Origin of the sequence: Rhodococcus sp. NPDC057297, assembly GCF_042667435.1 — a bacterium.
Classification (GTDB): domain Bacteria; phylum Actinomycetota; class Actinomycetes; order Mycobacteriales; family Mycobacteriaceae; genus Rhodococcoides.
In genome coordinates this window covers 473,851-489,390 of record NZ_JBHUZE010000004.1, presented here as the reverse complement: position 1 = coordinate 489,390, position 15,540 = coordinate 473,851, and the positions used below count along the sequence as shown (strand labels likewise).

Annotated in this window: 13 protein-coding genes; 5 read left to right on the top strand and 8 right to left on the bottom strand. The window is 64.2% G+C overall.

What is annotated here, in order from left to right; genetic code table 11:
- Window positions 1-51: 51 nt before the first annotated feature.
- The 5 genes from ACFULT_RS15730 to ACFULT_RS15710 all read right to left on the bottom strand — a co-directional run bounded on the left by ACFULT_RS15730 (window position 52) and on the right by ACFULT_RS15710 (window position 6,055).
- Window positions 52-1,044, bottom strand: coding sequence for a VWA domain-containing protein (locus ACFULT_RS15730; RefSeq protein ID WP_378481852.1), 993 nt, complete (start codon window positions 1,042-1,044; stop codon window positions 52-54).
- Complete coding sequence (locus ACFULT_RS15725) at window positions 1,041-2,030, bottom strand: DUF58 domain-containing protein (RefSeq protein ID WP_094721659.1); 990 nt, start codon at window positions 2,028-2,030, stop codon at window positions 1,041-1,043. Before ACFULT_RS15725 ends, ACFULT_RS15730 begins: the two co-directional genes overlap by 4 nt.
- Entirely contained in the window at window positions 2,027-3,322 is a 1,296-nt protein-coding gene (locus ACFULT_RS15720; RefSeq protein WP_378481912.1) for an AAA family ATPase, read from the bottom strand. Before ACFULT_RS15720 ends, ACFULT_RS15725 begins: the two co-directional genes overlap by 4 nt.
- A gap of 316 nt (window positions 3,323-3,638) precedes the next feature.
- Complete coding sequence (locus ACFULT_RS15715) at window positions 3,639-5,129, bottom strand: NlpC/P60 family protein (RefSeq protein WP_037113218.1); 1,491 nt, start codon at window positions 5,127-5,129, stop codon at window positions 3,639-3,641.
- Between the two features lie 392 nt (window positions 5,130-5,521).
- Window positions 5,522-6,055, bottom strand: coding sequence for a DUF6676 family protein (locus ACFULT_RS15710; RefSeq protein WP_037113216.1), 534 nt, complete (start codon window positions 6,053-6,055; stop codon window positions 5,522-5,524).
- A gap of 388 nt (window positions 6,056-6,443) precedes the next feature.
- Here ACFULT_RS15710 and ACFULT_RS15705 point away from each other — a divergent pair, with 388 nt between their 5' ends.
- Window positions 6,444-9,254, top strand: a complete 2,811-nt coding sequence (locus ACFULT_RS15705; protein WP_378481851.1) for an aconitate hydratase — start codon at window positions 6,444-6,446, stop codon at window positions 9,252-9,254.
- A gap of 187 nt (window positions 9,255-9,441) precedes the next feature.
- Window positions 9,442-10,017 (top strand): TetR/AcrR family transcriptional regulator, encoded by a 576-nt coding sequence (locus ACFULT_RS15700; RefSeq protein ID WP_037113215.1) that lies wholly within the window; start codon window positions 9,442-9,444, stop codon window positions 10,015-10,017.
- Window positions 10,018-10,046: 29 nt separating this feature from the next.
- Here the strand turns inward: ACFULT_RS15700 and ACFULT_RS15695 are convergent, their stop codons facing one another.
- Complete coding sequence (locus ACFULT_RS15695; RefSeq protein WP_080733081.1) at window positions 10,047-10,280, bottom strand: helix-turn-helix domain-containing protein; 234 nt, start codon at window positions 10,278-10,280, stop codon at window positions 10,047-10,049.
- Between the two features lie 105 nt (window positions 10,281-10,385).
- Entirely contained in the window at window positions 10,386-12,017 is a 1,632-nt protein-coding gene (locus ACFULT_RS15690) for an ABC-F family ATP-binding cassette domain-containing protein (RefSeq protein ID WP_378481850.1), read from the bottom strand.
- 165 nt (window positions 12,018-12,182) lie between these two features.
- Here ACFULT_RS15690 and ACFULT_RS15685 point away from each other — a divergent pair, with 165 nt between their 5' ends.
- Genes ACFULT_RS15685 through ACFULT_RS15675 form a run of 3 tightly spaced genes read left to right on the top strand, consistent with a single transcriptional unit; the run spans window position 12,183 to window position 15,084 of the window.
- Window positions 12,183-12,971: an SDR family oxidoreductase gene (locus ACFULT_RS15685; protein WP_037113212.1), complete on the top strand. Its 789-nt coding sequence runs from the start codon at window positions 12,183-12,185 to the stop codon at window positions 12,969-12,971.
- The gene (locus ACFULT_RS15680; RefSeq protein ID WP_378481849.1) at window positions 12,968-14,086 is read left to right on the top strand and encodes a lycopene cyclase family protein; all 1,119 of its coding nucleotides are present in this window, start codon (window positions 12,968-12,970) and stop codon (window positions 14,084-14,086) included. The genes ACFULT_RS15685 and ACFULT_RS15680 overlap by 4 nt, the downstream gene beginning before the upstream one ends.
- A gap of 53 nt (window positions 14,087-14,139) precedes the next feature.
- Window positions 14,140-15,084 carry a Ku protein gene (locus ACFULT_RS15675; protein ID WP_094721663.1) on the top strand — a complete coding sequence of 315 codons (945 nt, stop codon included), beginning with the start codon at window positions 14,140-14,142 and terminating at the stop codon, window positions 15,082-15,084.
- Window positions 15,085-15,141: 57 nt separating this feature from the next.
- Here ACFULT_RS15675 and ACFULT_RS15670 read toward each other — a convergent pair whose 3' ends face one another.
- On the bottom strand, window positions 15,142-15,531 hold the full coding sequence (locus ACFULT_RS15670) for a metal-sulfur cluster assembly factor (protein ID WP_037113210.1): 390 nt from the start codon (window positions 15,529-15,531) through the stop codon (window positions 15,142-15,144).
- Window positions 15,532-15,540: the final 9 nt, after the last annotated feature.

The following is a 15,540-nucleotide window of genomic DNA, read 5'->3' as shown; positions in this document are numbered from 1 at the left end:
AAGCAGTGTTACTCATGAGTAATAACAGTGAATCGGTACGAATTCGGTAAATCAGGGCAAACGCTGTCGAAGCACCAAGGCCGTACCGAGCCCCGCCGCTGTGAACAAGACGCCGAGAATCAGCCACGGTCTACTCGCGTCGCCCCGCGTCATCTCGAAACCGATCTGCTCCTCGAGAGTGTCGTAGACGGCCCGTAGTTCCTCCAACGACGAGGCCGTGAAGAAACTGCCGCCGGACAATGTGGCGACTTCCTTGAGCGACGGGTCGTCGACCGGCACCGGCACTCTCTCCGAACCCGATTCGCTCTCGATGTCGACGGTGCCGTAGCTCGTTCCGAACGAGATGGTCGATATCGGCACGTCCTTCTCGGCAGCAGCACGCGCCGCGGTGTAACCGCCTCTCGGGTCGTCCGGGTTCTCCGGCACCGTCTGCTTGCCGTCCGACAGAAGCACGATGCGGGCAGGTGGGGCAGCATCTCCGCCGCCGAGTACCGCGCCCAGAGTGTCGATCGACTGCAGTGACGTAAAGATCGCTTCTCCGGTTGCTGTGCGCTCGCTGAGCTGGAGTTTGTCGATCGCCGCTTTGGTCGCTTCACGATTCGCGGTGGGCGACACCAGTACCGAAGCAGTGCCGGCGAACGCCACCAGTCCCAAGTTGATGCCGGGAGTCAAGCCGTCGGCGAACGATTTGCCGGCTTCCTGCGCTGCCGCCAGACGTGACGGTTCGACGTCGGTCGCTTCCATGGACAGCGACACGTCGATCACGAGCATGACGGTTGCGCGGTTGCGCGGAACCCGTTGATCCGACGTCGGTCCGGCCAGCGCAACGGTGAGCAGAAGCAGGCCTACCAGCACCAGAGCCGTCGGTACGTGCCGCCAATACCCAGGCCGGTTGGGAGCTACCTTCTCCAGCAACTCCATGTTGGAGAACAGCAGAGTGTTCTTCTGACGGCGACGCTGGACGACGACGTATCCGGCGACGAGAGCGCCGACGACCAACAGAAACAGCAGCCACCACGGAGAGGTGAAGTCGGACAAGCTCACCGGCGACCCGCCCGTGCAGTGTTGGCAGCGCTTGCCCCGAGCGTGTGCCTCCGCGAGGACACGAATCGAACCACGTCGGCGATCCAGTCACCGTCGGTCCGCAAGGTAAGACGCGGCGCCCCACATCGGCGCAACACACGCTCGACGTCGCTCCGGTGCGCTGCTGCTGCCTCGGCGAAATCCGCCCGCAACCGCGGCGTGGTGCTGAACTCTCGGGTGCGCCCTGATTCGGGGTCGTGCAGCACCACATCTCCTATGTCGGGAAGTTCGAGGTCGCGCGGATCGAGTACTTCGACGGCGAGGACATCGTGCCGCGCCGCGATTGCTCGCAGCGACCGTTCCCAGTCGATCGGCCCGAGGAAATCGCTGATGATCACCGCCATCCCGCGCCTGCGCTGCGGCCGTCGAAGCGACTCGATCGCGCCCACCAGATCACCTCGGACACCGTCTACTGCGCTGGGAGTGGTCGCGATCGTTCGCAGCATCGACTGTGCGTGAATCTGCCCACCGCGCGCGGGAATTCGCGTCAGTGTGGAGCCGTTGGCAACGACCGCTCCGATCCGGTTACCGCCTCCCCCCGTCAAATGCGTGATCGCGGCGGCCGCGGCAACGGCGAGGTCGCGCTTCTCGCATCCGGTGGTTCCGAAGTCGAGGCTTGCCGACAGGTCGAGAACCATCCACGTTTCCAGCTCCCGATCCGCCACCGACTGGCGCACGTGCGGATGAGTCGTGCGTGCCGTCACCGACCAGTCCATCTGACGCACGTCGTCGCCCGGCTGATACTCGCGAGCATCCCCCGGCTCGGACCCGGGGCCTGGAATCAACCCGAGGTGATCGCCGTGAAGTACACCGTCGAGCCGACGCCGAACCGTCAGTTCGAGCGTTCGGAGCGCAGCGGCGAGCGACGGGTCCCGTAGTTCCCCGCTCCGGAACGACGGTGGGCGAGCCTCGTGCCGCCGAACGGCACCTTCGGCCGGTCCCCTCACTGCTTCTGGCTACCCGCGGCCGACTCGTTGCCGGCCGGTTGTGCCCCCTGCTGACCCTGGGGAACCTGATGACCCTGCTGACCCTGGGGTGCACCGATGCTCGGTCCTGGTCCCTGCCCGCCCGGCACCGGGAACTGACCCGACTGCGGATGCGGTTGCTGCTGGTGAGGTGGCTGATGAGGCGTGTGGGGAACCTGTGCATTCGGCGTCTGCTGTGCAAACGGTGGCTGCTGCGCAAAAGGTGGCTGCTGAGGGTTGGGGCCCTGCTGCTGGTTCGGAACCGGCGGCTGCGGCCCACCTCCGACGGCTTGCGGTGCAACCTGTGGAAGCCCCACGGTCTGCAGGACGCGAGTGATGACGTCCTCCGGCGTGACCTCGTCGGCGAGAGCGTCGTAGGACAGGACGAGCCGGTGCCGGAGCACGTCGGGAATGACCTCGAGGACATCCTGCGGAACTACGTAGTCACGTCCGCGGAGCAGTGCAAGTGCACGAGACGCCGAGATGATGCCGAGCGTCGCACGAGGGGATGCACCGTAAGCGATCCAACTGGCGACGTCGTCGAGACCGAGCTGCTCCGGTGTTCGAGTTGCCGCGATGACTCGGACGACGTAATCGACGAGAGCGTGATGCACGAAGACGTTGCTCGCGACTTTCTGCAAGCGGACGAGCTCAGCCGGGTCGAGTATCTGCTTCGGCGTGGGGACCGCGGTTCCCATCCGGTAGACGATCTCCCGCTCCTCCTCGACCGACGGGTAATCCACCACGATCTTGAACAGGAAGCGGTCCCGCTGGGCTTCCGGAAGCGGGTACACGCCTTCGTTCTCGATCGGGTTCTGTGTGGCCATCACCAAGAACGGATCGGGCATCGGGAACGTCTTGCCGCCGATGGAGACGTGCCGTTCGGCCATCACCTCGAGAAGCGCGGACTGGACCTTGGCCGGGGCACGGTTGATCTCGTCCGCCAGTACGAAATTGGCGACGACAGGGCCCAGTTCGGTGTCGAACTCCTCGCGTCCCTGTCGGTAGATGCGGGTACCGATCAAGTCCGTCGGCACCAGGTCCGGGGTGAACTGCACACGAGAGAACGAACCGCCGACCACCTTGGCGAACGTCTCCACGGCGAGCGTCTTGGCCACTCCGGGAACGCCCTCGAGCAGAACGTGTCCGCGGGCGAGCAAGCCGACAAGAATACGCTCGACAAGCCGATCCTGGCCGACGATGACGCGCTTGACCTCGTACACGGCCTTTTCGAGAATGCGTACGTCCTGCTGGAGGTCGTTCACGGCATCCACCGAAGCAGTCCCGCCCGCGGTCTTCGGCTCCGTACCGTGCGATGCACTTACGTTCGACACTCCCCCGTTCGATCCGTCGCCCCTCGATCCGTCGCCCTTCGACAGGTCGGCCTTCGATGCGTCACCGTTCGACACGCCGTCACGTGATGCCACCAACAATCCACCGCTTCCACTCGACATTTCGCGGGCACGTTCCTCCATGTCCGCCACCAACTATTGCAGGTGACGACAGAACGCGCCGACGGTCCCGCCCCAGGCTACCGGCGCGCACGGGCGAGCCTATCGGTACCGCGGTCAGGAGACCATGCACACCGATTCAGGAGACCATGCGCACTGCGTACGGGGTCATGCCGTCGTACCGGACCGGCGAGACCTTCACGACGCTGCCCGATTGAGGGGCCTCGAGCATTTTTCCGTCACCGAGGTACAACGCGACGTGCTGGCTCGCGTTCGGACCGTAGAACAGCATGTCTCCGCGCTTCATGTCCGAGGACGGAACCTGCTTGCCCGCGGTGTACTGGTAACCCGTGTAGTGCGGGAGTGAGATCCCCAGGCCGGCGAACGCATAGATCATCAATCCGGAGCAGTCGAAACCGACCTTGTTGTAGTCCCCGTAACTGTCGGCGACACCTCCGTCACGAATTCCTTTGGTCGGCCCGTTCTCGTCTCCGCCACCCCACGAGTAGGGCACACCCAACTGCGACATGCCGCGGTCGATGACGAGTTCCACGGCGGCACTGCCGGTAAGAGAAGGATTGCTCTGACCACTGCTGCGTGGCTTCTTCGGCGTCGTCGACGTGGACGGTGACGGGCTGGAGTCCGAATCGTCGATGGCGGTGTGCGAGCGTTGTCCGGCTGCTGCGGCCGCCGCTGCCGCGGACGCGGCCTGATTCGCGGCGACACGGGCCGCCGCCTGGACGGCAGCATCGCGTGCGGCGGCTGCTGCCGCCGCGATTGCTGCGTCCTCGGCAGCCTTCTGTTGTTCCCAGGCGGAGTACGCATCGCGTTGACCCTCGAGTCCCGCAACCTCGGATCGTGCGGAGTCCAGTTGCGATTGCGCGGAATCGCGTTGCGCCTCGATTGCTGTCTTCTGCTCGGCCTGGGCTGCGAGGGCCGCCCGCGCAGTGGCAATGGCGTCTTCCGCGGCAGCCTTCTTGCTCTCCGCGTCGCTGGCAGCGGCGTCGGCCTGCTGCTTCGACTCGCGGGCGGCGGAGTCCTTGTTCGCCTGCTCGGTACGCGCACGTTGCAGTCCGTCGAGAACAGCATTCTGACTGGAGGACAGCACCTTCAGCACCTGCGCTCGATCGAGTACGTCGTCCGGCCCGGTCGACCCGAGGAACGACGAGATCGATGCCACGCCTGTGCCCTGTGTGTAGCTCGACACCGCGAAATCGTTGAACTTGGTTTGAGCAGCCTGAATCTGCGTGCCTGCGTCGGCAAGTGCCTGCTGTGCGACGCCGACCAGTTGCGCGGCGACGTCGGCAGCATCGCGGGCGTTCTGCAGGTCGACGAGTGCCCTGTTCACGTCTTCGCGCTTGATCGCGACGTCGGCGTCGAGCTGCGCCAGTTGTTGATTGGCTGCGGCAACCTGATTGATCAACTGGCCGACAGCGCCGAGCTGCTGCTCCACCCGTGAACCGGCCGCAGCGATGTCCGAGTCGGACGGATTCGGCGGAGGTGGTGGCACGGCCGCAGCGGTGCCGGACACGGCACCGAGCAGCGCTATCACCAGTCCGGACCCGACCAGTAGTCGTGCAGTGGCAGAGAACGCTCCACGGCGAATGCCGCGATCAGCTCGACGCCTCACAAAAAGTCTCCCTCGGTCCCGGCGCTCGCGACCGCTTCACGAGGAAGCTGTCGACGCCGGACGGACCGCTGGACAGCCTTCCCCAAGATGTCCTCGTCGATCCGCCGGGCAGGGAGAGAGCACGCAGCAACACGTCAGATGCAGACCACGCCGGTCACACCCGAAGCATCGGCCTCCCGAGACAACTCGGATACACCTCTGCCTTCTGCGACACTCCTTCCCCAGCAGTGCCAAAGGCACCGTACGACACTTTGAGCACTGAGGAAACTCCAGTCACAAATGACACATTTGTGATTCGACCGGTGAAAACGCGCTGAACTCGGGTGTTCGCCCGAAACATTTTTTTGGACTTTTTCGCGCGATGCGCAGGCAACCCTCGGAGAGAGAATCCTTCAGGCTCGGGGAACCCTCGACGAGGGTGCGTCGGCCTTCGTTCGCCGCCGTTTGATCTTGACCCACGCGGTGGCCGCGGACGCTCCGGCGACCACGACGAGAATCACGGCCGTGATTGCGGTCCAGGGAGCACTCGGCTCGATCAAAGTGTCGACGAAATTGTCCGCGGCGACCACCGGATCCCCGGTGTAGGTGCGGTCCTGCCCGGCTTCCAGAACAACTCGGCTGACGCTGTCGCTGAACGACCCCACCTGATTCGGGCTCAGCACCAAGACGGTCCCGCCGTCCTCTGCGCCGACAGCCGTGGCCAGATCGCGCAACTGGGAGTCGTGCCGCGGGTTGTCCTCCACCACGACGATGGACAGATCGATGCCGTGTTCCTCGGCGCGGTCCACCGCGGACTCGAGTTGGCTCTCGATCGAGGCCGGTGCACTGACGCCGGTCGCCGAGACCTCCGCGACGATCGTGTCGACGTCGACACCGGGAGGTACGTCGGCCGACATCGGCGTGAAAGCAAGACCGGGTACAGGCATCAGAAAGGTTCCAGTTCACTAGCTGCATCGGGACGGTCGAGCACTCGCCCTTTCGGCATCACGGGTGTACCGGACGTCGTCGATGTTCGGACCGTGCTCGACGAACGAACACTACGTGACGCCGCGACCGACGGGTTCGCGACTTACCGGGCTACCCGCCTGCGAGTGAGGTTCCCCTGCATTGCGTAGCCAGGTTCGCTGGACGAAGATCGACAGTCGAGGGCCGTCGACCTGCAATGTAGGCTGCCCTTCGTTTCAACAGGACAAGCGTACTGTTAGACTCGACCGCGAGACGAACAAGCCAGCGGCACCAGCCTGCGAGGTGCGTCTCGCTTCAACCGTCGACACAGCCCCGTCGGCGGTGTGCCTCAAGACGAGTGGAGCTGAAGTGACCGCCAGTAATGATTCGTTCGGTGCAAAGGGCACCCTCGAAGTCGGAGACAACTCCTACGAGATCTTCCGCCTGTCAGCCCTCCCTGGCGCCGAGAAGTTGCCCTACGCACTGAAGGTTCTCGCGGAGAACCTCCTCCGCACCGAAGACGGTGCCAACATCACCGCCGACCACATCCGTTCGATCGCGTCGTGGGACCCCTCGGCCGACCCGAGCATCGAAATCCAGTTCACCCCCGCACGAGTCATCATGCAGGACTTCACCGGCGTCCCATGCGTCGTCGACCTTGCGACCATGCGCGAAGCAGTCACCACTCTCGGCGGCGACCCGAACAAGGTCAACCCGCTCTCTCCCGCCGACATGGTCATCGATCACTCGGTCATCCTGGATGTCTTCGGTCGCTCCGACGCGCTCGAGCGCAACGTCGACCTCGAGTACGAACGGAACGGCGAGCGCTACCAGTTCCTTCGCTGGGGCCAGGGCGCGTTCGACGACTTCAAGGTCGTCCCCCCGGGCATGGGCATCGTCCACCAGGTCAACATCGAGTACCTCGCACCCACCGTCATGACCCGTAAGGGCCAGGCATACCCCGACACGTGTGTCGGCACCGACTCGCACACGACGATGGTCAACGGCCTCGGTGTTCTCGGGTGGGGCGTCGGCGGTATCGAGGCAGAGGCAGCCATGCTCGGCCAGCCCGTCTCGATGCTCATCCCCCGCGTCGTCGGCTTCAAGCTCTCCGGTGAAATCCAGCCCGGCGTCACCGCAACCGACGTGGTGTTGACCGCCACCGAAATGCTTCGCAAGCACGGTGTCGTCGGCAAGTTCGTCGAGTTCTACGGTAAGGGCGTGGCCGAGGTCCCCCTCGCGAACCGCGCGACCCTGGGCAACATGAGCCCCGAGTTCGGTTCCACCGCAGCGATCTTCCCGATCGACGAGGAGACCATCAACTACCTGCGGCTGACCGGCCGCAGCGACGAGCAGCTGGCGCTCGTCGAGGCATACGCCAAAGAGCAGGGCATGTGGCACGACCCCGAGAACGAGGCCGTCTACTCCGAGTACATCGAACTCGACCTCAACACCGTCGTACCGTCCATCGCCGGACCGAAGCGTCCGCAGGACCGAATCCTGCTGTCGGAATCGAAGATCGCTTTCCGCAAGGACATCCACAACTACGTCGAGGAAAACCACCCCGCGCACGAGGGCGACAGCAAGCTGGACGAAGCACTCAACGAGTCCTTCCCTGCCAGCGATCCCGCATCGCTGAGCTTCGCCGAAGACGACGCCGTCGACGTTCGTTCGGCCGCCTACGGTTCCGAAGGACGCCCGAGCAAGCCCGTTCGCGTAGTCACCGACGAGGCCGGTGAATTCGTATTGGACCACGGTGCCGTCGTCGTTGCAGGAATCACTTCCTGCACCAACACGTCCAACCCGTCGGTCATGCTCGGCGCGGCGCTGCTCGCTCGAAACGCCGTCGAGAAGGGCCTGTCCACCAAGCCGTGGGTCAAGACCAACATGGCCCCCGGATCTCAGGTCGTCACCGACTACTACGAGAAGGCAGGCCTGTGGCCGTACCTCGAGAAGCTCGGGTACTACCTCGGTGGCTACGGATGCACCACGTGCATCGGTAACACCGGCCCTCTGCTCGAGCCGATCTCCAAGGCGATCAACGACAACGACCTCTCGGTCACCGCCGTGTTGTCCGGAAACCGCAACTTCGAGGGGCGCATCTCCCCCGACGTGAAGATGAACTACTTGGCTTCGCCTCCCCTCGTCATCGCGTACGGCCTCGCAGGCACGATGGACTTCGACTTCGAGAACGATTCCCTCGGAACCGATCACGAGGGTAACCCCGTGTACCTCAAGGACATCTGGCCGTCCTCGCAGGAAATCGAGGAGACCATCCAGTCCTCGATCAGCCGGGACATGTTCAGTAAGTCCTACGAGACAATCTTCGCCGGTGACAGCCGCTGGCAGAACTTGTCGACCCCGGAGGGCGACACCTTCGACTGGGACCCCAAGTCCACGTACGTGCGGAAGCCCCCGTACTTCGACGGCATGGAGATGGAACCGGCTCCGGTCAAGGACATCACGGGCGCTCGCGTCCTCGCCCTGCTCGGCGATTCGGTCACCACCGACCACATCAGCCCGGCCGGACCGATCAAGGCCGGTACGCCTGCAGCCCAGTACCTCGACTCGCACGGCGTCGAGCGCAAGGATTACAACTCGCTCGGTTCGCGCCGCGGTAATCACGAGGTCATGATTCGCGGAACGTTCGCGAACATCCGGTTGAAGAACCAACTCCTCGACGACGTCTCGGGTGGATACACCCGTGACTTCACCCAGGACGGTGGACCGCAGTCGTTCATCTACGACGCCTCGCAGAACTACCAGGCCGCCGGCATTCCTCTCGTCGTCCTCGGCGGCAAGGAGTACGGCTCGGGATCCTCGCGTGACTGGGCAGCAAAGGGCACCTCTCTGCTCGGCGTCAAGGCCGTCATCACCGAATCGTTCGAGCGGATCCACCGCTCCAACCTCATCGGCATGGGCGTCGTGCCGCTGCAGTTCCCGGCGGGCGAGAGCGCGAAGTCGCTGAAGCTCGACGGCACCGAGACCTTCGACATCGTCGGTATCGAGAAGCTGAACGAGGGCGTGACGCCGAAGACCATGGCCGTCACCGCCACCAAGACCGACGGAACCAAGGTCGAGTTCGACGCAGTGGTGCGCATCGATACCCCCGGTGAGGCGGATTACTACCGCAACGGTGGCATCCTGCAGTACGTGCTGCGCAACATGATCCGCGGCTAGACGCCACTGGATTTCGGTCCCTGGATGGTGACACCATCACCGACCAGGACAGCAGAACGCGCACGACCACCACACGTCGGGCTCAGGCCTCGGCGGTTGCGGTGCTCGTGCGCGTTCTGCGCTTGCCAGCAGGTCCCTGGAGTGCGCCGACCGTGCGCACCGGCAGTCCGACGAAGGAGGCGTGCACGTGCCCAAGGTCAGTGAAGACCAGTTGGCCGCGCGGCGCAGTGAGATTCTCGACGGCGCACGCAGATGCTTCGGTGAGTTCGGCTACGAAGGCGCCACCGTTCGCCGCCTCGAAGAGGCCACCGGCCTGTCTCGCGGGGCCATCTTCCATCACTTCAAGGACAAGGACGGCCTGTTCTTGGCACTCGCCCGAGAAGACGCTCGCCGCATGGCTGAAGTCGCGGCGGGCCAGGGTCTGGTCCAGGTCATGCGCGACATCCTCGAGGAGCCGGATCGCTTCGAATGGCTGGGTACGAGGCTCGAGATCGCCCGACGCCTGCGCACCGACCCCGAGTTCAGAAACAGCTGGTCCCAGCAGTCCGCCGAATTGACGGATGCAACACTGGCCCGACTGGAACGGCAGAAAACCGCGGGACGCCTGCGGGACGACGTCGCACCGGACGTCATGGTCGAGTATCTCGATCTTGTTCTCGACGGCCTGGTCGCACGGATTGCATCAGGCCAGGACGGTCACAACCTTGCTGCAGTGCTCGACCTCGTCGAGGAGTCGGTCCGAAAGCCCGACGCGACCAGCTAGCGAATCACGTCGTCACCGCTCTGCAGTCGTCAGCGTGCTGCGGGTTTTCGGTTGGGTCCGCCGCGTGACCTGAGAACTGTGCCGGACTCCCCCAGCACCTTGTGCACGAAACCGTACGACCTACCCGTTCGCACGGCCAAGGACCGGATACTCGCTCCGGCCTCGTATTGCTCCTTCAGCGAGGATTGCAGGCGATCACGCGAATCACCGGTTATACGAGCACCTTTCATGTACGTCGACTTTCGGGCTCGCTCCTTGGCCATGGGATCCTCCAGTCAGCTACGAATGTGTTCGCTCACCGAAATTCCCCCGCGGATTCAGGGTAGAGGACAGAGGCCACGCGGCATGGCCGAACGCGACGAACTCGATCACGCGAGCTGAATCAGCTCCAGGTATTCCTGGGACCAGTGGTCCTCGGTGCCGTCGGGAAGGAGGATGACGCGTTCCGGTGACAGCGCTTCAGCGGCACCGGGATCGTGCGTGACGAGCACGACGGCACCCTTGTAGCTGCGCAAGGCGTCGAGCACCTGCTCGCGGGAGATCGGATCGAGGTTGTTGGTGGGCTCGTCCAACAGAAGCACGTTCGCCGCCGAGGAGACCAGACCGGCGAGCGCCAGACGGGTCTTCTCACCGCCGGACAGAGTCCCGGCGGGCTGCTCGAGTTGAGGTCCGGTGAACATGAACGCACCGAGGAGCGAACGAAGTTCCTGCTCCGCCGTGTCCGGAGCCGCGTGCCGGATGTTCTCCCACACCGACGCGTTGTCGTCGAGGGTGTCGTGTTCCTGAGCGAAGTATCCGACGCGCATGCCGTGGCCCGGTTCGATGTCGCCCGTGTCGGCTTTCTCCGTGCCGGCGAGGATACGGAGGAGAGTCGTCTTGCCTGCGCCGTTGAGCCCGAGCACCACCACCCGGCTTCCTCGGTCGATGGCGAGATCGACGCCGGCGAAGATTTCGAGGGATCCGTACATCTTCGTCAGGTTCTTCGCCATCAGCGGGGTCTTCCCGCACGGCGCTGGTTCGGGGAAGCGAATGTGCGCAACCTTGTCCGACACCCGCTCGGCGTCCAGGTTGGCCAACAGTTTGTCGGCGCGCTTCGCCATGTTCTGTGCTGCAACGGCTTTCGTCGCCTTGGCACCCATTTTCGCGGCCTGTACGCGCAGAGCGCCCGCCTTCTTCTCCGCATTTGCGCGCTCGCGGCGACGACGCTGTTCGTCCGTCGCCCTCGCATCGAGGTACTTCTTCCAGTTCATGTTGTAGATGTCCGCCTCGCCGCGGACAGCATCGAGGAACCACACACGGTTGACTACGTCGCCGAGCAGCTCGACGTCGTGACTGATCACGATCAGCCCGCCCTCGTGGTTCTGCAGAAATCCTCGCAGCCAGGTGATCGAATCGGCGTCGAGATGGTTGGTGGGCTCGTCGAGCAGAAGCGTGGTGGTGGAGCGGCCGCCGCTGCCGTCCGACGCGGCGAACAGAATGCGAGCGAGCTCCACGCGACGGCGTTGTCCACCGGACAGCGTGCGAAGCGGCTGGCCGAGGATGCGATCCGGCAATCCGAGGCTGTTGGAGATCCGAGCAGCTTCGCTCTCGGCCTCGTAGCCGCCGAGAGACGCGAATCGCTCCTCCAGCTCGCCGTATTTGCGTACCGCACGGTCCAGACGATCTTCGTCGGCGGTCTCGGCCATCAGCGCCTGTTGCTTCTCCATTTTGTGCAGCAACGTGTCGAGGCCGCGCGCGGACAACACCCGATCCTTCGCGAGGACGTCGAGGTCTCCCTCTTTCGGGTCCTGCGGAAGATAACCCAGCTCACCGGTTCGCACGACCGAGCCTGCGTACGGCTCGCCTTCGCCGGCCAGAATGCGGAGGGTGGTGGTCTTGCCTGCACCGTTACGGCCGACGAGCCCGATCCTGTCGCCGGCCTGTACGCGGAGGGCAGGTCCTGGCGACGAGAGCAACGTGCGGACACCGGCACGAACTTCGAGGTCGGTGGCGGTGATCACGCGTAGGCTCCTTGGACTGGGAAGACAACAGGGCATGCATCTCGATCGATTGTTCCTCGCACCACGTGCGCGGCGAGGAGTCGAAGACAGAGCAACCACTCATTTTAGACCGTCGAACGGCGTGCTCCGACCACCCGCGCCAGTGACACCGGTAACGTCACGCCCATGACAGCCGCGAACACTGCACCACGCAAGGATCTGACCGGAAGAACCGCTCTGGTGACCGGCGCCAGCCGGGGAATCGGCAAGGCGATAGCCGCCGAGTTGCTCGGGCGCGGCGCGAACGTTGCCATCACCGCCCGCAAGCCGGAACCGCTGGCCGACGCTGCCGGTGAACTGCAGGCTGCGGCACCAGAAGGCGCGAAGGTCCTGACCATCGCCGGTAACGCAGGTGACGCAGAGTCTCGTCGCGAAGCGGTCGATCGAACGGTTGCCGAACTCGGGTCTCTGGACATTCTGGTCAACAACACGGGCATCAACCCGGTGTACGGGTCGCTGATGGAAGCAGACCTCGCCGGCGTGAAGAAGATTTTCGACACCAATGTGGTGGCAACTCTCGGATTCGTGCAGGAGGCATACCGAGGTTGGATGAAGGACCACGGCGGCGCCGTCGTCAACCTCGCCAGCGTTGCAGGCATCCGGTCGACCGGTGTCATCGCGGCGTACGGAGCGTCGAAGGCTGCGCTCATCAGGTTGACGGAGGAACTGGCCTGGCAGCTCGGACCGACGATTCGGGTCAATGCAGTGGCCCCCGGCGTCGTGAAGACCAAATTCGCCGAAGCATTGGTCGCCGCAGGTGAGGACGCGGCCGCGGCGATGTACCCGATGAAGCGATTGGGCGTACCCGAGGATGTCGCCTCCTTGGTCGCGTTTCTCGTATCGGACGAATCGTCCTGGCTCACCGGCGAGACCGTTCGGATCGACGGAGGTCTGCTGGCCACCGGAGGGCTGTGAACGCCTCCCGTTCCGCCGATGTCGTGGTGGTCGGACTCGGCCCGGCGGGTCGCGCGCTGAGTGCCAGAGCCTCCGCAGCGGGGATGAAGGTGATCGCCGTAGACCCACACCCCGACAGAACTTGGACGCCCACCTACTCCGCGTGGTCGGACGAGCTACCGGCTTGGCTCTCCCCCGATGTCGTGGCCACGCGAACCTCCAGCCCCACCGTCTTCACCACGGCTCGACGATCGATCGAACGCCCGTATTGCGTTCTCGACACTGCTGCACTGCAACGCAGCCTCCGCTCCGACGCCGTTCAGGAGGTGCAGGCTCACGCCGAGTCCGTCCGTGCGCATTCGGTGACCCTCGCCGACGGCACGCTGCTCGGTGCCGGAACCGTCGTCGACGCCCGCGGAACGATCGGCGAGATCGGCCTCGCCGAACAGACCGCGTTCGGAATCATGGTGCCGAGAGACATCGCGGCACCGGCACTCGACGGCGTCGACGCGTGGTTCATGGACTGGCGCCGCGACAACGGTGCGGCACCGACGGATGTCCCCAGCTTCCTGTACGCGGTGTCGACCGACCCCGAGACCGTATTGCTGGAGGAGACCTGTCTGGTAGGACGTCCGGCGTTGAGCTTCGCCGTCCTCGAAGAGCGCCTACGGACTCGTTTGCGGAACAGAGGCGTAGTCGTCTCGGGCACAGAACCTGTCGAGCGGGTCAGATTTCCCGTCCAGCCGCCACCGGCGAACGGTGCGGAACGCGGGGTGGTTCGATTCGGAGCCCGATCGTCGATGATGCATCCTGCAACCGGCTACAGCGTCGCGGCCTCGCTCACCGCAGCCGACGAGGTGGTCGACTACATCAGGCGAGGTGAGCGCGTCGGCTCGCTGTCGATCTGGGCGGTACAGAAGCTGCGCAACCTCGGACTTCGAACCGCCCTCGGACTCCAACCGGAGCTCGTTCCACACTTCTTCGCAAGCTTCTTCGATCTGCCGGTGGCGCTGCAGCGCGCCTACCTGTCCGGTCGGGCGGACCCCAAGGGCACCGCACTGGCGATGACCCGCATGTTTCCAACGCTGCCCACCGAGGCCAGGATTGCGATAGCGCGAACAGTTGCAGGCCGATAGTTTTCTGCCCATTGGGGTCGACTGACGCACGTATCTCGTGAATCATGAACCCCATGCGTTCCATTTGGAAGGGATCGATCGCCTTCGGGCTCGTCAACGTCCCGGTGAAGGTCTACTCCGCGACCGAGACACACGACATCAGGTTCCACCAGGTGCACGCGAAGGACGGCGGCCGCATCAAGTACGACAGGGTGTGCTCCGAGTGCGGTAACTCGGTGCAGTTCGCGGACATCGACAAGGCCTACGACTCCCCCGACGGTGAACGCGTCATCCTCACCGACCAGGATTTCGACAAGCTACCTGCCGCGGAGAAACACGAGATCCCCGTGCTCGAGTTCGTTCCGACGGAGCAGATCGATCCGATTCTGTTCGACAAGAGCTATTTCCTCGAACCCGATTCGTCGTCCCCCAAGGCGTACGTTCTGCTGCGCCAGACCTTGCTCGAAACCGAGCGAACCGCGCTCGTGCATTTCACTCTCCGGCAGAAGACGCGTTTGGCCGCCCTGCGCGTACGCGACGACGTTCTGGTGATCCAGACGCTGCTCTGGCCCGACGAGGTTCGAGCCGCCGAGTTCCCGTCGCTCGACGACGCCCCCAGTGCGCGCCCGCAAGAAGTGAAGATGGCGACGTCGCTGGTGGAAAGCATGTCATCGGATTTCGATCCCACCGAGTTCACCGACGACTACCAGATCGAACTCCGCAAGCTCATCGACGACACCATCGCCAACGGTGGGGAAAAGGTAATACAGACCGACGAATCGTCGTCCGACGACGGCGAGGACGCCGAGGTGGTGGACCTGGTCGCCGCGCTACAGCGGAGTGTCGAAGCTGCGGGCAAGAACGCGAAGAGTTCCAGCAGTTCGTCGCAACCCGCTGAGAAGACAGCCGGGAAGAAGGCTCCGGCCAAAAAAGCGGCAGCCAAGAAGGCACCCGCAAAGAAGGCGGCTGCTGCAAAGAAGACCGCCGCCAAAAGTACTCAGGCACGCAAAGGAGCCTGAGTACTTCCTGCTCCGTGAACTTCGTTCGCCGCGAGCTCGGTCCTCGGAGCGCTGTCGCTACACCGTGAAGCCGAGCGCCCTGAGCTGCTCTCGACCGTCGTCGGTGATCTTGTCCGGGCCCCACGGCGGCATCCAGACCCAGTTGATCTTCAGGTCCGAACACAGTCCGCTGCGGACGAGCGCACCGCGCGCCTGATCCTCGATCACGTCGGTCAACGGGCATGCCGCCGACGTCAAGGTCATGTCGATCGTGACGATCTCCTCGTCATCGATCTTGATGTCGTACACGAGACCCAGGTCGACGACATTGATGCCCAGTTCCGGGTCCACGACGTCACGCATCGCTTCTTCGAGATCCTCGAGGACCTTGATCTCCTCCGGGGTCAACGGTGCAGGCACCTGGTCGGTCTCGGTCGTCTCTGTCACCGTGGTGTCAGTTTCGGTCATTCTTGCCGT